This is a genomic window from Roseovarius carneus (genome assembly GCF_020141465.1).
Taxonomy (GTDB): domain Bacteria; phylum Pseudomonadota; class Alphaproteobacteria; order Rhodobacterales; family Rhodobacteraceae; genus Roseovarius; species Roseovarius carneus.
The window spans coordinates 2,750,700-2,767,561 of the sequence record NZ_JAHSPD010000001.1 but is presented as its reverse complement, the minus strand read 5'-3'; the positions used below and the strand labels follow the sequence as shown (position 1 = coordinate 2,767,561).

The window sequence follows — 16,862 nt, the reverse complement described above, 5'->3', positions numbered from 1 at the left end:
GATCAGGACCCCGCAGCGGTGCCGACCGTGTCGCCCCGCCCATCTCCACGTGCGCGCGCGGAGGCGAGCGTGTCACGCAGATCGGCTTCCATCTTCTTGAGCTCTTCTTCGGCAGCCGCGCGGCGGGTTTTGCCCTCATCCGCGATTTGCAGCGATTCTTGAATCGTGCCGATCAGATCCTCATTGGCCTTCTTGACCGCTTCAATATCAAACACGCCGCGCTCCATCTCCTCGCGGATGATCTTGTTGCTGGAGCGCAGGTTGGCCGCATTGGCCGTCAGAAGCTCATTGGTGAGGTCATTGGCCTCGCGCACGGCGGCCGCGGCCTCGGCGGAGCGTTGGATCGTGACGGCTTGCGCGAGCTGTGTTTCCCAAAGGGGCACGGTGTTCACGAGGGTGGAGTTGATCTTGGTCACCAGCGACTTGTCGTTTTCCTGCACGAGGCGGATCGAGGGCAGCGATTGCATCGTTACCTGACGCGTCAGTTTCAGATCATGCACCCGGCGCTCCAGATCATCGCGCGCAGAGCGCAGATCGCGCAGCTCTTGCGCCTTCATCACCTGACCGTCCTCGGGGGCCTTGTCGACCTCGGTCACCTTGGCGGGGATGGTCTTGTTGTCCAGAACGTGCAGCTTTTCCTCACCCGCCGCGATATAAAGCGCCAGCTCATCATAAAACGCGAGGGTCTTTTCATAGAGCTTATCGAGGGATTTGATGTCCTTGAGCAAAACATGCTCATGGCTGAGCAAATCCTCGGTGATCTTGTCGATCTGGCCCTGCACCGTTTCGAACTTGGCGGTGAATTTGGCAAAAGGTGCGGCGCGGCCCAGAAGGCGCTCCCACCATGTCTGCTTGCGCCGCACATCAAGCTCGGACACGGAAAACCCGCGAATGGTGGTGACAATCCCGCGCAGGCTGTCGCCTGCCGGGCCCACATCCTTGTTGCGCACACCTTGCAGCATGGATTGCGAAATCTGCTGCAACTCGGCCTGTGCGGCAGAGCCAAAAGAGACGATGGATTGCGTATCCTCCATGTCAATCTCGTCCATCCGCTTGGTGATCTCGGCGCTTGCCGGGGCGTCGGCCTTGGCAAGAGGGACGATGGCGTTGGCGGGTGCAGGCTCGGGCAGGACAACGGCGTTGAGCGCGTCAACATCGGCCAGTGCGGCCTCGGCTTTCTGGCGGGTGGTCTGGGACATTTAGGTCTCCTTGCAAATGGGTGGGCGCATGAACGGGTCGGGGTCAGGACGTATCGCGGGTCAAATGGATGCCATCTTGGCCAAGGCGGCTTTGCAGCACTTCGATCTCGATATCGAGATCTGTGGTGTCGTCTTCCATCAGCCTGGCGGTTTTGGCGGCGAAGTTCTGGTCCAGATCGGCGAGGAGTGAAAGATAGCGGGTACGGGCGGCCTCGTCCTGGCTGCGAGCATAGATATCGGCAAACTTCACCGTCGCATCGCGTGCACCCATCAGGTAGACCCCCAGGTATTTGCGCGCCGCCGTGAGATCGCGCGGATCATCCTCGACACTGCTCAGCATGGTCTGCACGGAGGCCTGAAAGCGCGCCATAGCGTCTTCGGCACCCCGGTCGCCCGCGCGGCGCAGGGCGTCGTTCATCGCGGCCATATGCTCTTCGGCCTTCTCGACCACACGCGCCACGCGGTCGGTCTGGAAACGGTCGATGCCGTCCATCCCCTTGTCGCTGAGCGGATCAATGCCGAAGGCAAAGCTATGCAACGCCGTGCCCAGCACCAGGAAGATCAACGGCGCAAGCAGCCCGTCCCCGGCGGCCAACCCGGCCACGCCAAGGCCCAGCCCGGTCAGCAAGGAGCCCGCGATCTTGCGCGGAAAGCCGGGGCGGCGCGCGATCTTGCGCGCATCATACGCCTCATGGGCGAGGATGCCTTCACGCGTCATCCATGCGGCCAAAAGCAACAGGGCCAGCGCCACGAGGTTCAGCGCGAGGCCCAAAGGCTCGGACGCAAACGCGCGCAGAATGAGGGGCAGGGGTGCCAGAAAAAGAAAGTTCACACGCCCGCCCGCGCGGGTACGCCGCGCCCCGCGAAACGCGTCTTTGGAGGGCGGGCCGCCAGAGCCGCCGGGCGTGGGGCTGAATTTGCCGCCAAAGCGTTGTGCCATGATCAGCCTCCCCCGGTGAAGGAGACGTAGAAGATAAGCGCGACCAGCACGAAAAACGCCAGTTTCTGAAGACCTGTCTCTGACATATGGCCTCCCCTGGCCCTGATTTCACACCTATAAGCTATGCAATCACCCTTCATGTTAAAAGGGGGAAGATTGTAGCAAAGGCGTCATCCGCTTTTCCGGCGGCTCTTTGCCAAGGGGCTGCCGTCAGGGGCGCGCTTGGGGGCGGCGCGCATGGCGGTCCCGCTGGACAAGATGATCATGGCCGTGATCAAGACCAAAGCGCCGAAAGAGAGGGTGGTCTGGGACCAAGCCCTTAGGTGCGGCGGCGGCGCTGTGGGGATTTGGTTTTTTGCGGGGCCGGTTGATCCTCACCCAATTGGTCGCGCAGCACGCGGGCGCGGATTTCCTCGACCGCACCGGGCTTGAGCTGTCCCAGCTGGAAGGGCCCGTAGGAGACGCGGATCAGGCGGTTCACGCTGAGGCCCACAGCCTCCATCGCGCGGCGCACTTCGCGGTTCTTGCCCTCGCGCAGAGACACGGTGACCCATGCGTTGGCCCCGGTTTGGCGGTCGAGCGAGATTGTCATCGGTTGAAACCGCTCACCCTCCAGCGTGATCCCTTTGCGCAGAGGGGTGAACGTGTCCTCGGTGGGCCGGCCTTTGACGCGGACGCGGTATTTGCGCAGCCAGCCGGTTGAGGGCAGCTCCAGCTTGCGTTTGAGCGCGCCGTCATTGGTCAAAAGCAAGAGCCCCTCGGAATTGATATCAAGCCGTCCAACGCTGATCACACGCGGCAGATCGTCGGGCAGATTGTCGAAGATCGTGGCGCGGCCCTGTTCGTCGCGCGCGCTGGTCACGAGGCCGGTGGGCTTGTGATAGAGCCAGAGGCGCGAGGGCTCGGGCTCGCTCAGCTGTTTGCCATCGACGGCGATCCGGTCGGAGGGGGTGACGTTGAGGGCGGGGCTGTCAATGACCTTGCCATTGACGCTGACGCGGCCCGCGTCGATCAGCCGCTCAGCCTCGCGGCGCGAGGCGCGGCCTGCGCGGGCAATGACTTTGGCGATCCGGTCGCCGGGTTTGGTCTCTCTGGGGGTATCTGTGCTCATGCCCCCGCTTAGACCATATCTCGCGCTTGCGAAAGCGCCGCTGAACGGCCATCAAGAGCTATGCGTTTTACGAGCCATATGGACCGCGCTCTATCGGAGGCGCGCGCCGCCGCCGAACGCGGCGAGGTGCCCGTGGGCGCCGTGCTTGTCTCGCCAGAGGGCAAGGTGGTGGCGGCTGACGGCAACCGCACGCGCGAGATGTCCGATCCCAGCGCTCATGCCGAGATGCTTGTGATCCGTGCGGCCTGCGCCGCGCTGGGGTCCGAGCGTTTGCCGGGCTATGCGCTTTACGTCACGCTTGAGCCGTGTGCGATGTGTGCAGCGGCGATTGCGGCGGCGCGGATCGCGCGGCTTTACTACGGGGCGTCCGATCCTAAATCGGGCGGTGTGGCCCAAGGGGCGCGGGTGTTTTCGCATCCGCAGGCGCATCATGTGCCCGATATATATGACGGGATCGGTGCGGCGGAAGCCGAGGCGTTGTTGAGGGCATTTTTTGCGGCGCGCCGAGGGTGAGATTGGCGGGCAGAGCAGGTATGGGAGCATAGGGCAGGTGGACTGGACGGCGCAGATCGACGGGTATTGTGAGCGGATCTCGCCTGAGTTCTGGGCCGAGCCGATCAATGCGGTGACTAACATCGCGTTTTTGCTGGCCGCCCTCGTGATGACGCGGCGCTTGCGCGGGTCGGGGCTGGGGCTGGCTTGGGCTCTGACAGCCCTTCTGGCCGCAATAGGCGTGGGCAGTTTTGCGTTCCACACCCATGCGCAGGTCTGGGCGGCGCTGCTCGACGTGGCGCCGATCCTTGGCTTCACCCTTGTCTATATCTACGCGGCCAACCGCGATTTCTGGGGGCTGAGCTGGTGGCTCTCGGCCCTTGGGGCGGTCGCGTTTTTGCTCTTTGCCGCGGTGGTCGCCCCTCTTTTCGCGCCGATAATGGGCGGCAGTTCCGCCTATGCGCCGCTGCCGGTCCTGATCTTCACTTATGCCGTCTTGCTGCGCCGCAGGGCCCCGGCCACCGCCCGAGGCCTCGCAATTGGGGCGGCTATCCTTTGCGTCTCTCTGGCGGCGCGGGCGGCGGACGCACCTCTGTGCGATGCAATCCCCATGGGCACACATTTTGCGTGGCATTTGCTCAATGGGCTCATGCTGGCTTGGATGATTGAGGTTTACCGCGCCCATATGCTTGCACGGACCCCAAGCGGGCGCTAAACGCAAGCGCACACACGCATCCCTTCGGAGGCCCGTCCCATGTCCATTGATATTGAAACCGCCGCCCGCGTGGCCAAACTTGCCCGTATCGAGGTCAGCCCCGATGCGCTGCCCGCGCTGGCTGAGGAGTTTAACACCATCCTCGGCTTCATTGAACAGCTCTCGGAGGTAGATGTGGACGGGATCGAGCCTATGGTGAGCGTAACACCCCAGCGCCTCAAACGCCGCGAGGATGTGGTCACCGATGGCGACCAGCAAGCCCGCGTTCTGTCCAATGCGCCCGATGCGCGCGAAGGGTTCTTTGCCGTGCCGAAGGTGGTGGAATAATGACTGATCTCAACGCTCTGACAATTGCCGAGGCCCGCGATGCGCTGCGCCGTGGGGATGTGACCTCCAAGGACCTGACCGAGGCCTGCCTCAAGGCCATTGATGGCGCAGGTGCGCTGGGCGCTTTCGTGCATCACACGCCGGACTTGGCCATAGCGCAGGCCGCCGCCGCAGACGCGCGGCTCAAAGGTTGCGACGCACCCGCGATGTGCGGCATCCCTCTGGGGATCAAGGACTTGTTCTGCACCAAGGGCGTGGCGAGCCAAGCGGGCAGCCGTATCCTCGAAGGGTTCAAACCGGAATACGAATCCACCGTGAGCCAGAACCTGCTCGATGCGGGCTCGGTCATGCTGGGCAAGCTTAACATGGACGAGTTTGCCATGGGTTCGTCCAACGAGACCTCCGTTTACGGCAACGCAGTAAACCCGTGGAAGGTGGACGACCGCGCGCTCACGCCCGGCGGCTCCTCGGGTGGCTCTGCCAGCGCCGTGGCCGCGGATCTCTGCCTTGGGGCCACAGGCACCGATACCGGCGGCTCGATCCGCCAGCCTGCGGCCTTCACCGGCATCACGGGGATCAAGCCCACCTACGGGCGCTGCTCGCGCTGGGGGATTGTGGCCTTTGCGTCCTCTCTGGACCAAGCGGGGCCAATGACCAAAGATGTGCGCGATGCGGCGATCATGCTGGAGGCGATGTGCGGTCACGACCCCAAGGACAGCACCAGCGCCGATCTGCCCGTGCCCAATTTCGAGGCGATGCTGACCGGCGACATCAAGGGCAAGACTATCGGCATCCCGCGCGAATACCGCATGGAGGGCATGCCCGCCGAGATTGAGGCGCTCTGGTCCGATGGCACCGCGATGATGAAGGATGCAGGCGCGAAGATCGTCGATATCTCGCTGCCTCATACGAAATACGCGCTGCCCACCTATTATGTCATCGCGCCCGCCGAGGCGTCCAGCAACCTCGCGCGCTACGATGGCGTGCGCTATGGTCACCGGGCCAAGATCGCGCCCGGCGATGGTATTACCGAGATGTACGAAAAGACCCGCGCCGAAGGGTTTGGCCCCGAGGTGCAGCGCCGCGTGATGGTGGGCACCTATGTGCTCTCGGCGGGGTTCTATGACGCCTATTACAACCGCGCCCGCAAAGTGCGCGCCCTGATCAAGCGCGATTTCGACGAGGTTTTTGCCCAAGGCGTCGATGCGATCCTGACCCCTGCCACGCCCTCTGCCGCCTTCGGGCTGGGGGAGATGGCAGGCGCGGACCCGGTGCAGATGTATCTCAATGATGTATTCACTGTGACCGTGAATCTTGCCGGATTGCCGGGCATTTCGGTGCCTGCGGGGCTTGATGCGCAGGGCCTTCCCTTGGGCCTGCAACTCATCGGGCGGCCATGGGAAGAGGGCGATTTGCTGAATTGCGCCTATGCGCTTGAGACCGCAGCCGGATTTGTAGCCAAGCCCGGTAAATGGTGGTAAACCCCGTTTTTATGAGCATCGACAGGATGAATATGCGATTTTTCAAGGTGAGTGCGGGCGCTCTGGCCCTTGCGGCATTGACGGCCTGTGCGCCAGCGATCCCCGAAAGCGGCCCCAACACGGGCGCAGGCGTGGGCTTTGGTGACTATGATGAGTATCAGGCCAACCGGGAAGCGGCCTTGACCGGACAATCCCTGCCGCCCCCCAGCACCATTTCCTCAGAACCGCTGAGTGCCACTGGCCCGCAAAGCGAAAGCGACGCGGTTGCCGAGGCCACGCGCGCCGCTCTGGGCGGAAGCGCCGAAGAGATCGCGGCCAATTCCGGGCAGCCGGTCTTGAATGCAAGCCCCGACAACCCTCCGCCCGCCGTTGTGAACAGCGTTGGGATCTCGAACGAGAATGATTTCGACGCCGTGGGCAACCAACGCTCCATCGAGGGCGATGCACAACGCATCGCGGCCAACCGCGCGCAATTTGAAGTGGCCGCCGTTGAGGCGCTTCCCAGCCGCGAGGGGCAGGGGCCCAATATTGTGGACTATGCGCTGAGAACCAAACACCCGCTCGGCACGCAGGTGCATCGCCGCACGGGCGTGAACCGTGAAGCCCGCTTTGCCCGCAATTGCGCGCAATACAGCTCCTCCGACAAGGCGCAGATTGATTTTCTCGAAAATGGCGGGCCAGAGCGTGACCGTATGGGCCTTGATCCCGATGGTGACGGGTTCGCCTGCGCATGGTCGCCCATGCCGTTTCGCAATGCGGTGAATGGCTGATCCTGCACAGCGCGCTGTGATCTGCCAGCCCTCGCCAAATTTTGGCGCGCGCCGGGGCGGTGTGCTGCCCGATATCCTGGTGATCCATTATACCAATATGCAAACGGCTGAGGCCGCTTTGGCGCGGCTGTGTGATCCCGATGCTGCGGTCTCGTGTCATTACCTCATCGCTGAGGATGGCCGTCTCTGGCAGCTCGTCCCCGAGGCGGAGCGCGCATGGCACGCAGGGCTGGGCTGCTGGGGGGCGGTGGATGAAATCAACTCCCGCTCCATCGGGATCGAGCTTGCCAATCGCGGCACCCATCCGTTCCCTGAGCCGCAGATGCACGTGTTGGAAGAGCTGGTACGTGGCATCATGGCGCGGTGGTCGATCCCGCCCGAGCGTGTGATTGGCCATTCAGACATGGCGCCCGATCGCAAGAATGATCCCGGCCCGCGCTTTGATTGGCGCCGTCTGGCGCTGCGGGGTCTGGCCGTGTGGCCGAACGCTGTTGACCCTGCGCCCACAGAGGCCTTCCGCACGCTCTGCGCGCGGGTGGGCTACGGGACGGCGTTCACCGATGAAGATCTTCTACGCGCGGTGCGCCTGCGCTTCAGGCCTTGGGGGCAGGGGCCGCTTGTGCCTGCTGATATGGCCGTGCTGGCGGATATTGCCGCGCGCTTTCCCGTTGACCGGCCTGCGCCCCCCGCGTAAGCCACGCTTGCGCGGAGGGCCGGATGGCCGCTTGCGGCAAGGCCTCTCGGGGCTGCGTTCGTGGGAGGAAAGTCCGGACTCCACAAGACAACGGTGCCGGGTAACGCCCGGCCGGGGAAACCCGAGGGAAAGCGCCACAGAAAACAAACCGCCCGAATGCCCGTTTCGGCGGGTCTTCTGGGCAAGGGTGAAACGGTGGGGTAAGAGCCCACCGCGGGGCTGGTAACAGCGCCGGCATGGCAAGCCCCACCGGGAGCAATGCCAAATAGGGACTGCATGTGGGCCTGTCTTGGCCCGGCGGTCCGGGTTGGCAGCTAGAGGGGCGGTGGCAACATCGCTCCAAGATGAATGGCCATCCAGCTTTGGGTTACGGCCCAAGGTGGACAGAATCCGGCTTATAGGCCCTCCGCGCAATTATGGCCTTGCCCTCAATAGGCCCCGCCTTCCCGGTCATGTGTCTGGCGAAAACATCGCTTGGTATCGCCCAAGGCTTTGATATGTGCGAATGGCGGTTGACTCGGGCGCACCCTTGGGTAAAACGCAGGCTCATACAGAATTCACGGGCAGCGCGGCTGTCTGGCGCAGGAGAACTCCCATGGCGAAGCCGACCACAATCAAGATCCGCCTGAACTCGACCGCGGGCACGGGCCATTTCTATGTCACCAAGAAAAACGCCCGCACGATGACAGAGAAAATGACGATCCGGAAATATGACCCGGTTGTGCGCAAGCACGTGGAATACAAAGAAGGCAAGATCAAGTAACATTGCCCTCTGGTTCTATTCAAAAAGGCCGCGCCCTTCGGGGACGCGGCCTTTTTGCTTTTGTGCTGGTTTGGGTCTAATCTTGACGCTCAGCGCGTGATCACCCGTGCATCCTTGAGGATCACGGTCTGCCATGTCTCTGGGTCGGTCACGGGTGTGAGCGTGCCCACGAAGGACACGCGCGTGCCCTCGTCAAAGGCGGGCATGGCCTCGCTCAGCAGCACCTGAAGGTTCGTGCCGTGATCAAAGCTGCCACAGAGCGGGCAGTTGCCCATATCCGACATCAAGATCAGGTCCTGCACCATATCACCGGGCAGGCGGGGCACGGCATAGCCCGTGATCTCCACCTCAATCGCCCCCTCGCTCAGCGCGCTGGGATAGGTCTTTTGCACCGCGTAACTCGTCTCGGTGACGATCTCGTCAACCGTGATCTGGTTTAGCAACTGCCATGGGTCAGACTCGGCTACGGCGGGCAGGGCGAAGGGGGTCAGGGCGGCGGCTGAAAGGGCGATGTGATGCGGTTTCATTGATGCGTCCTTTGGGGTGAGGTCTGGGGGCGGCTTATCACAAGCATAAAAGGATCATAGGGTCTGACCCAGCGGTGAGGCAAGCTCTGTCCGGCATGGGCGGAGTTTTGCGTAAGATGGGTGGGCGCTCAAACAAAAAAGGGCCGGTCCATGTGGACCAGCCCTTTCAGTTTTCAACCCGCTTTGGCGCGGAGATTACTCACGGTTACCAAAGAGTTGCAGCAGGAACATGAACATGTTGATGAAGTTCAGGTAGAGGCTGAGTGCGCCCATGATAGCGGATTTACCAAGCCACTCTGCGTCGCCATGCGCCGCGTGTGCCACATAGTCGTTCTTGATGCGCTGCGTGTCATAGGCTGTAAGGCCTGCGAAGATCAGAACACCCAGGACCGAGATGGCGAACATGATCGCGGGCGAGCCCAGGAAAATGTTCACAATCGACGCCACGATAAGGCCGATCACGCCCATGATGAGGAACGTGCCCCAGCCGGAGATGTCTTTCTTCGTGGTGTAGCCATAGAGGGAGAGGCCCGCGAAGGAGATTGCCGTGATCAGAAAGATTTGCGCGATCGACATATCTGTGAAGATCACGAAGATATAGCTGATCGAGACGCCCATGACGGTCGCGAATGCGTAGAAGAACAGTTGCGCCGCAGCATAGCTGAGTTTGTTGATGACCGCGCCGAACGCAAACACCATGATCAGCGGGGCGAACATCACGATCCAGCGTGTCATCCCGGTGAACAGGGTTTCCATCATCGCCGCGTTGTTGCCAACGGCCCATGCGGCCGCGAATGTCAGCAGCATGCCGACGGACATCGTGCCGTAGACTTTGCCCATGTGGGCGCGCAGGCCCTCGTCAATCTGGGCGGTGCGGGTGCCGGCCGCTGCCGTCCGGACTGTGTCAAATTGTGCCATCAATGCCTCCGAGTTAGGTTGTAGAGAGCCCCACCACGGGGCTTTGGGCATAATATCGGGAGGCTTGCTGCGTATTTCAAGGTTTTTTAGGGCGGCATTCAGCGCATTTTAACGAATTATATGCCCCTTAGGCAGTCATGTCCCAGATCGGACGGCGTGCCTCGCGGTCGGCCTGCGCGCGGGTGAGGCCGAGATCCATCAATGCGGCATCATCCAGAGCGGCCAAGGCGCGACGGCTGCGCATCACATCAAGGCGTGTCATGAGCGAAATACTAGGGCGTGTGTGCAAGGACAGGGAGCGGGTGGAGGTGAGAGCGAACATTGGAGTGATCCTTTCCGAATGGTGATTGATCAGTGGTTTTGCATTTCTTCTGTTGATGTATATGGCGCGATATGATCAATATTTAAAATGAATGTTTAATCGCATCACCATCAAGGAACGTGATATATGAGAAATCTCGACATGACGACGCTCCGCTCCTTCATCGCGGTGGCGGATCAGGAGGGGGTGACGCGCGCCGCCTCCGCGCTCAATCTCACGCAATCTGCGGTCTCAATGCAGCTCAAACGCCTCGAAGACCTTCTGGGCATCAACCTCATGGACCGCTCCAGCCGACGAATTGCGCTGACCCCTGCGGGCGAGCAATTGCTGGGCTTTGCGCGGCGTATCGTGGCGCTCAATGATGATGCGGTGGGGCGGCTGACGGATCAGGTCTGGGAGGGCGAGATTTCCTTCGGCCTGCCGCATGACATCATCTATCCGGCCATTCCCAAGGTGCTCAAGCAGTTCCACGCGGCCTATCCACGGGTCAAGGTGAACCTGATTGCGTCCTTCACCACCTCCCTGTTGGACAGTTTTGGGCGTGGCGAGGTCGACCTGATCCTGACCACAGAACAGCTTTTGGGCCCCGGAGGCGAGACACTGACGGAGCTGCCGCTGCGCTGGTATGGCGCGCCGGGGGGCAGCGCGTGGAAGCAGGAGCCCCTGCGGCTGGCCAATTGCCGCAATTGCATTTTCCGGGGCCGGGCGATCCGGCAGCTGGACGCGGCAGGCATCCCTTGGGAGAGCGTGATTGATTCGGAATCCGACGGCGCAATTCAGGCCACGGTCAGCGCGGATTTGGCCGTCACCACGATTCTGGAGGGCAGTGCGGACCATCTGGAGATGGTGCCGCTCGGCGGGTTGCCGGATCTCGGCACACAGCGGATCAATATGTACGGTGCTGCGGCCACGATGAACCCGCTGGTCTCGGCGCTGGCGGCAACGCTCCGGCAAGGCTTTGCATCACAGGCGGCAGCAACCGCAGTCAGGTCATCGTAACGACAATTTTCCCGGTGGATTTGCGGCTGCGCAGCAGCTCCAGTGCCGTGCCGACCTGCTCCAAAGGATATGTGTGGCTGACATGGGGGCGGATGCGCCCGGCGCCGTACCACTCCAGCAGGGTGGCAAGGCTCCGCGTCAGCAGATCGGGGCGGAATTTCAGATACCCGCCCCAGTAAAAGCCCATCACCGAGATATTCTTAACCAAAAGGTGATTGGCCTTGATCTGCGGCACGTCCCCACTGGCAAATCCGATGCTAAGGATGCACGCCTCTGGATTGCAGGCGCGCATCGCGGCGGTGAACTGATCCCCGCCGACCGGATCATAGACGACATCCAGCCCGCCAAGCGCCAGACAGGCCGCGCGGATATCCTCGCGGCTGGCATCTATGAGGTGATCGGCCCCGGCGCGGCGCGCGATCTCAAGCTTGTCTGCTCCGCGCGCGCAGGCAATCACCCGTGCACCCATCGCTTTGCCAATCTCCACCGCCGTAAGGCCCACACCGCCCGCAGCACCCAGCACCAAAAGCGTCTCGCCGGGCTTCAGCTGCGCCTTGTGATCCAGCGCCAGATGACTTGTGCCGTAGGCGATCTGAAACGTTGCGGCCTCTGCGAAGGTCATCGTGTCGGGGATGCGAATTACGCGGGCCGCATCGAACACTCCGTACTCGGCCAGCCCCCCCGCACCGCCGAAAACCGCCACGCGTGTGCCGATGCCCAGCCCGGTCACATCCGCCGCATGGGCGCAGATCGTGCCGGCCACCTCCATCCCCAATGTGAAGGGCAGCGGCGGCATGTCTTGGTACTGTCCCTTGATCATCAGCAAATCAGCGAAGTTCAGGCCGCAAGCGTCGATTTTTAGACATACCTCTCCGGCTGCGGGATCAGGCGCGTCAAGGGTGGTTAACTCCGGTGGCGTATCAAGGGAGGTCAGGTGGTAGGCGCGCATGGCAAGGCCTCGGAACAAAAGGAATTTGCGGGGCGGAATGTGCCGCAATTATAAGGCGCATCATCGCCTGATGCCAAGCCGCTGACGGGCTCCGGCGGATACTTCCAACGCCCGCATAGCGGTATTGTGATTGCTTTTGTTAACTTTAACCTTGCGATAGATGTTGTATAATTTGATCATTTTGGTATTTTTACATCTGACCGTTGATTTGGCTGCTCGGTGCGATGGATCACCCGTCGCGACATAGAGATAACGCCATCACAGCGCTACAGTTGAGTTAGGAAGGATTATTATGCCTCATCCCGTAGATGTGCATGTCGGAAAACGCATTCGACATCGTCGGTGGTTGGTGGGAATGACCCAGCAACAACTGGCGGAGAGCGTTGGGATTAAGTTCCAACAGATCCAGAAATATGAGACCGGAGCAAACCGTGTCAGCGCGTCGAGGCTCTGGGATATAGCATCCTCCATGGATGTTGATGTGAGCTTTTTCTTCGAAGGAATCGAAACCGACGCGACGAAAGCGGCCGGCCCCTCCGATCTTCTGGGTGATAAGGAAGCGCTGGATCTGGTGCGGTCCTATTACGCAATTCCCGAGAATCAGCGGCGTCGCCTCTTCGATCTGGCCCGCGTGCTCAGCGACGTGGCTTGAGCCCCGCGCCATGACTGGATAACCCTGCGCGAGACGAAACGCCGCGCGGGGAGGCCGGAATGGACCAAGCAGACATTATCCAAACGGCGCACGCGCTTGCCGATGCGGCACGCGCGGCGATATTGCCGCATTTTCGCAGCACCTCCCTGACCGCAGAGAACAAAATTGGCGTGAGCGCCGAGACCGGTTTTGATCCGGTGACCGTGGCGGATCGCGCTGCTGAGGTCGCCATGCGCGATATCCTCAAGCTGCGCCGCTCCGATGATGCGATCTTTGGCGAGGAATATGGCACCTTGGAGGGCACGAGCGGCCTGACATGGGTACTCGACCCCATCGATGGCACGCGCGGCTTTCTGGCAGGGGCACCCACATGGGGTGTTCTGATTGCGCTCAGCGATGCGCGCGGCCCGATCTATGGCCTGATTGATCAACCCTATATTGGTGAGCGGTTCGAGGGCGGCTTGGGCCGCGCTCAGATGACGGGGCCGGAGGGCGAGCGCCCTCTCAAAGCCCGTGGCAACCGCCCGCTCAGCGAAGCCATCTTGATGACCACCTTTCCCGCCGTGGGCACACCGGATGAGGGCGCGGCCTTCAATGCGGTGGCCGGGCAGGCGCAGCTCACGCGCTATGGTTGTGATTGCTATGCCTATGCGCTTTTGGCGGCAGGGCATATTGACCTCGTGATCGAGGCGGGTCTCAGCGCCTATGACATCGCGGCCCCGAGCGCCGTGATCGAGGCGGCGGGCGGGATCGTCACGGATTGGCAGGGCGGCCCGGCCCATGCAGGCGGGCGCGTGATCGCGGCGGCAGGGGCGCAGCAACACGCCGCCGCCCTGAAGATACTGTCGCGCACCGCCTAGCCGGGGTGGCCGTGGCGCGGCAGGCGCGCTAGGGTGCGCGCGTAATTACAGGAACCATTTTCATGCGTTTGACCCTTACCCTCTGCGCGGCGTTTTTTGCCGCCACCTTTGCGCCCATTTCTGCGAGCGCGCAACAAGTTGTGGATGTGAGCGGTGCCGCCTCGGCGCCCATGGCGCAAATCCGGGCCGAGGCAGGCCTCGCACAACTCGCCCCGAGTGACGCGCTCACCAAGGCGGCGGCAGCCCATGCGCGCGACATGGCCCAAAACGGGTTTTTCAGCCATACGGGCTCCAATGGCTCCTCCATCGGGGACCGGGCCCGCAAGGCGCGCTATGGGTTTTGCTTCATCGCGGAGAATATTGCGAAGGGCCAAGGCAGCCTCGATCAGGTGATGAGTGGATGGATGAAATCCGAAGGCCACCGGCGCAATATCCTTAGCCCCAACGCGTCTGAATTCGCTCTGGTGCGCGGCGAAGGTGAGCTTTGGGTGATGGTGCTGGGGCGGCCGGGCTGCTGAGCGGGCGGAGACTTATGCGGACACGATAAAGACAGCGCGGTGTGGGCATTGAATATGCGGATGCGCGCGCTTTTTTACTAACGAGAGACAGTCAGGTGGGCGAGGGGCGATTTGCATGGCAGATGAAGGGCTTTTGGCCGAGCAAGACCGCGATGAGGACGCTTATGTCCTAGATCGCCAAGCTGTGGCGCGGATCATCTTTGCCGTGGATGTGGGCGATCGCGATCAGTTGATCGCTGAGCTGGAGCCGCTCCACGCCGCCGATATTGCGGATTTGCTAGAGCAGAGCAACGCGTTTGATCGCCGCCGGCTCATTGAGCTTTATGGCCCCGAATTTGATGGCGAAATCCTGTCGGAGCTTGACGAGTCGATCCGTGAAGAAGTGATCGGCCTTCTCAGCCCCGAGGTTCTGGCCGAGGCGGTGCGCGAGCTTGACAGCGACGATGTGGTCGATCTGGTCGAGGATCTGGAGCAGCCGCAGCAAGACGCGATACTTGAGGTTCTTAAAGACAGCGACCGCACGGCCGTGCGTCAATCGCTAAGCTACCCTGAGTATTCCGCAGGCCGCCTGATGCAGCGCGAAGTGGTGATGGCGCCTGAGCATTGGAATGTGGGCGAGGCGATTGATTATCTGCGCGATCAAGACGATCTGCCGGATCAGTTCTATCATGTGATCCTCGTCGATCCGCGGCTCGCGCCCGTTGGCAACGTCACGCTGGGCAAGCTGATGGCGTCGCGCCGCGAAGTGATGCTGAAAAGCATTGTGGAGGAAACATTTCACGTCATTCCCGCCACGCAGGACGAAGGCGATGTGGCCTATGCGTTTAACCAATACCACCTGATTTCCGCGCCTGTGGTGGATGAGGGCGAGCGGCTTGTGGGAGTGATCACCATCGATGATGCGATGGCTGTTCTCGATCACGAACATGAGGAGGACATGTTGCGCCTCGCCGGTGTGGGCGATGGGGGCCTCAACGACAATATCGTCGAGACCACGAAACAGCGCTTTCCGTGGCTGGCGGTGAACCTCGCGACTGCAATCCTCGCCTCGCTGGTCATTGCGCAGTTTGAGGCGACGATCTCGCAACTCGTGGCATTGGCTGTGCTGATGCCCATCGTGGCGTCCATGGGCGGTAATGCGGGCACGCAAAGCCTGACCGTGGCTGTGCGCGCGATTGCGACCCGTGACCTTACCGGCTCGAATGTGTGGCGGGTCATCCGGCGCGAAGTGTTGGTGGGTCTGATAAACGGGTTGATTTTCGCGGTGGTCATGGGCGTGATCGGGGTGATCTGGTTTGGTGGCCCGGCGCTGGGATATGTGATTGCGGCGGCGATGGTGATCAACCTGGTGGTGGCTGGGCTGGCGGGTATCATGATCCCGGTGGTCCTCGACCGAATGGGGATTGATCCGGCGCTGGCATCGGGCGCGTTCGTGACCACGGTGACGGATGTGGTGGGGTTCTCGGCCTTTCTCGGCTTGGCGGCTTTGGTTTTGATATGAGCGATTTGGTGATGCGCAAGGATGCGGCGCGCAAGGCTGCTTTTGGCCGGCGCAAGGTGGCGTTTGACACGTTGGGGCCGGGGTGCGCGGCTTTGCTGTCCGAGGTGCTTGCCGGGTATCGCGGTGTGCCGCTTGCAGGCTATATGCCGATCCGCACGGAGATTGATCCGCTGCCTGCGATGGCAGAGGCGGCGGCGCATGGGCCTGTCGGGGTTCCGGTGATCAAGGCGGCGGGGCACCCTCTCGATTTCTCGCGCTGGACGCCGGGATGTCCGCTACGCGCGGGGCCATTCGGAGCAACGGTGCCGGAACACGATGATTTTTTTGAGCCGGAGATACTGATCGTGCCCCTAGTTGCATGGAGCCGCGCGGGCGGGCGTCTGGGCTATGGCGGCGGATTTTATGACCGCACGTTGGAGCGGTTGCGCGCGCGCCGTGCCACTTTGGCAATCGGCTTTGCCTTTGGAGCGCAGGAGGCGGCGGACCTACCGCTGGAGGCCACGGATCAGCCGCTCGACATGATGGTGACCGAAGCCGAGGTGATCCATTTTGGCTGAGCATGACTATACCGCGCATGTCCGCTGGACGGGCAATCGCGGGCAAGGCACGGCTGCATACAAGGGTTACGACCGCACGTGGAGCGTTGAGACGCCGGGCAAGCCGCCCATCCATTGCTCCAACGATCCGCTTTTGGGCGGTGATCCGGGGCTGCATAACCCCGAAGATATGCTCATTGCGGCGCTGTCAGCCTGTCATATGCTATGGTTCTTGCATCTGGCCAGTAACGCGGGCGTCGCCGTGCACGCCTATGATGACACGCCCTTGGCGGTGGGCGAGACCGATGCGCAGGGCGCAAGCCGGTTTTTGCGCGCCACGTTGCGCCCAAGGATTGCTGTGCCGGATGGGACCGATCTGGCGCTTCTGGACGCGCTGCATGCGCGGGTGCATGAGACGTGTTTCATCGCGCGCTCGGTGAATTTTCCGGTGGATGTGCCCGCGCGCTACCGAATTGCACGCAGCTGAGCGCGGATGCCTCCGGCGGGGGGGAAATCGTCTCAAATTATACTTGAGGCATGATGATAATTTCAAACGCGCGCTGACCTTACGTGTTCCGTGCGTTTCGA

General features: G+C 62.0%; 21 protein-coding genes and 1 other RNA gene. 15 read left to right on the top strand and 7 right to left on the bottom strand.

Annotated elements, in window-relative coordinates:
• Positions 1-2: 2 nt before the first annotated feature.
• The 3 genes from KUD11_RS13735 to KUD11_RS13725 all read right to left on the bottom strand — a co-directional run bounded on the left by KUD11_RS13735 (position 3) and on the right by KUD11_RS13725 (position 3,250).
• Positions 3-1,199: a toxic anion resistance protein gene (locus KUD11_RS13735; RefSeq protein ID WP_109384166.1), complete on the bottom strand. Its 1,197-nt coding sequence runs from the start codon at positions 1,197-1,199 to the stop codon at positions 3-5.
• 43 nt (positions 1,200-1,242) lie between these two features.
• Complete coding sequence (locus KUD11_RS13730; protein WP_109384167.1) at positions 1,243-2,139, bottom strand: 5-bromo-4-chloroindolyl phosphate hydrolysis family protein; 897 nt, start codon at positions 2,137-2,139, stop codon at positions 1,243-1,245.
• A gap of 319 nt (positions 2,140-2,458) precedes the next feature.
• Positions 2,459-3,250, bottom strand: coding sequence for a pseudouridine synthase (locus KUD11_RS13725; RefSeq protein ID WP_109384168.1), 792 nt, complete (start codon positions 3,248-3,250; stop codon positions 2,459-2,461).
• A gap of 60 nt (positions 3,251-3,310) precedes the next feature.
• On the opposite strand from KUD11_RS13725, the gene KUD11_RS13720 reads away from it, so the two are divergent.
• The 8 genes from KUD11_RS13720 (at position 3,311) to rpmG (ending at position 8,492) form a co-directional block, all read left to right on the top strand.
• Positions 3,311-3,763: a nucleoside deaminase gene (locus tag KUD11_RS13720; protein ID WP_109384169.1), complete on the top strand. Its 453-nt coding sequence runs from the start codon at positions 3,311-3,313 to the stop codon at positions 3,761-3,763.
• Between the two features lie 37 nt (positions 3,764-3,800).
• Positions 3,801-4,457, top strand: a complete 657-nt coding sequence (locus KUD11_RS13715) for a ceramidase domain-containing protein (RefSeq protein ID WP_109387779.1) — start codon at positions 3,801-3,803, stop codon at positions 4,455-4,457.
• A 39-nt stretch (positions 4,458-4,496) separates the two neighbouring features.
• On the top strand, positions 4,497-4,784 hold the full coding sequence (gene gatC / locus KUD11_RS13710) for an Asp-tRNA(Asn)/Glu-tRNA(Gln) amidotransferase subunit GatC (RefSeq protein ID WP_109384170.1): 288 nt from the start codon (positions 4,497-4,499) through the stop codon (positions 4,782-4,784).
• On the top strand, positions 4,784-6,265 hold the full coding sequence (gatA, locus tag KUD11_RS13705) for an Asp-tRNA(Asn)/Glu-tRNA(Gln) amidotransferase subunit GatA (RefSeq protein ID WP_109384171.1): 1,482 nt from the start codon (positions 4,784-4,786) through the stop codon (positions 6,263-6,265). The genes gatC and gatA overlap by 1 nt, the downstream gene beginning before the upstream one ends.
• A gap of 26 nt (positions 6,266-6,291) precedes the next feature.
• Positions 6,292-7,035: a hypothetical protein gene (locus KUD11_RS13700; protein ID WP_318010156.1), complete on the top strand. Its 744-nt coding sequence runs from the start codon at positions 6,292-6,294 to the stop codon at positions 7,033-7,035.
• Positions 7,028-7,729 carry an N-acetylmuramoyl-L-alanine amidase gene (locus KUD11_RS13695; protein ID WP_109384172.1) on the top strand — a complete coding sequence of 234 codons (702 nt, stop codon included), beginning with the start codon at positions 7,028-7,030 and terminating at the stop codon, positions 7,727-7,729. Before KUD11_RS13700 ends, KUD11_RS13695 begins: the two co-directional genes overlap by 8 nt.
• An 11-nt stretch (positions 7,730-7,740) precedes the next feature.
• Positions 7,741-8,143: RNase P RNA component class A (gene rnpB, locus KUD11_RS13690), an RNA gene on the top strand.
• A gap of 181 nt (positions 8,144-8,324) precedes the next feature.
• Positions 8,325-8,492: a 50S ribosomal protein L33 gene (gene rpmG, locus KUD11_RS13685; protein WP_037309480.1), complete on the top strand. Its 168-nt coding sequence runs from the start codon at positions 8,325-8,327 to the stop codon at positions 8,490-8,492.
• An 89-nt stretch (positions 8,493-8,581) separates the two neighbouring features.
• Here rpmG and KUD11_RS13680 read toward each other — a convergent pair whose 3' ends face one another.
• The 3 genes from KUD11_RS13680 to KUD11_RS13670 form a co-directional block, all read right to left on the bottom strand.
• Positions 8,582-9,019 carry a hypothetical protein gene (locus KUD11_RS13680; RefSeq protein ID WP_109384173.1) on the bottom strand — a complete coding sequence of 146 codons (438 nt, stop codon included), beginning with the start codon at positions 9,017-9,019 and terminating at the stop codon, positions 8,582-8,584.
• 195 nt (positions 9,020-9,214) lie between these two features.
• Entirely contained in the window at positions 9,215-9,937 is a 723-nt protein-coding gene (locus KUD11_RS13675) for a Bax inhibitor-1/YccA family protein (RefSeq protein WP_109384174.1), read from the bottom strand.
• Positions 9,938-10,064: 127 nt separating this feature from the next.
• The gene (locus KUD11_RS13670; protein WP_109384175.1) at positions 10,065-10,259 is read right to left on the bottom strand and encodes a DUF1127 domain-containing protein; all 195 of its coding nucleotides are present in this window, start codon (positions 10,257-10,259) and stop codon (positions 10,065-10,067) included.
• Between the two features lie 126 nt (positions 10,260-10,385).
• Here KUD11_RS13670 and KUD11_RS13665 point away from each other — a divergent pair, with 126 nt between their 5' ends.
• Positions 10,386-11,258: a LysR family transcriptional regulator gene (locus KUD11_RS13665; RefSeq protein ID WP_109384176.1), complete on the top strand. Its 873-nt coding sequence runs from the start codon at positions 10,386-10,388 to the stop codon at positions 11,256-11,258.
• Here the strand turns inward: KUD11_RS13665 and KUD11_RS13660 are convergent.
• Positions 11,245-12,207: an NADPH:quinone oxidoreductase family protein gene (locus tag KUD11_RS13660; protein ID WP_109384177.1), complete on the bottom strand. Its 963-nt coding sequence runs from the start codon at positions 12,205-12,207 to the stop codon at positions 11,245-11,247. The two genes, KUD11_RS13665 and KUD11_RS13660, sit on opposite strands and share 14 nt — an antisense overlap.
• Before the next feature lie 292 nt (positions 12,208-12,499).
• On the opposite strand from KUD11_RS13660, the gene KUD11_RS13655 reads away from it, so the two are divergent.
• From KUD11_RS13655 to KUD11_RS13630, 6 genes are all read left to right on the top strand, one after another.
• The gene (locus tag KUD11_RS13655) at positions 12,500-12,859 is read left to right on the top strand and encodes a helix-turn-helix domain-containing protein (RefSeq protein WP_109384178.1); all 360 of its coding nucleotides are present in this window, start codon (positions 12,500-12,502) and stop codon (positions 12,857-12,859) included.
• A 59-nt stretch (positions 12,860-12,918) separates the two neighbouring features.
• The gene (locus KUD11_RS13650; RefSeq protein WP_109384179.1) at positions 12,919-13,719 is read left to right on the top strand and encodes an inositol monophosphatase family protein; all 801 of its coding nucleotides are present in this window, start codon (positions 12,919-12,921) and stop codon (positions 13,717-13,719) included.
• Between the two features lie 62 nt (positions 13,720-13,781).
• Positions 13,782-14,237 carry a CAP domain-containing protein gene (locus KUD11_RS13645; RefSeq protein ID WP_109384180.1) on the top strand — a complete coding sequence of 152 codons (456 nt, stop codon included), beginning with the start codon at positions 13,782-13,784 and terminating at the stop codon, positions 14,235-14,237.
• 115 nt (positions 14,238-14,352) lie between these two features.
• Positions 14,353-15,738 (top strand): magnesium transporter, encoded by a 1,386-nt coding sequence (mgtE, locus tag KUD11_RS13640; protein WP_109384181.1) that lies wholly within the window; start codon positions 14,353-14,355, stop codon positions 15,736-15,738.
• On the top strand, positions 15,735-16,295 hold the full coding sequence (locus KUD11_RS13635; RefSeq protein WP_109384182.1) for a 5-formyltetrahydrofolate cyclo-ligase: 561 nt from the start codon (positions 15,735-15,737) through the stop codon (positions 16,293-16,295). The genes mgtE and KUD11_RS13635 overlap by 4 nt, the downstream gene beginning before the upstream one ends.
• Entirely contained in the window at positions 16,288-16,761 is a 474-nt protein-coding gene (locus KUD11_RS13630) for an OsmC family protein (RefSeq protein ID WP_219930168.1), read from the top strand. The genes KUD11_RS13635 and KUD11_RS13630 overlap by 8 nt, the downstream gene beginning before the upstream one ends.
• Positions 16,762-16,862: the final 101 nt, after the last annotated feature.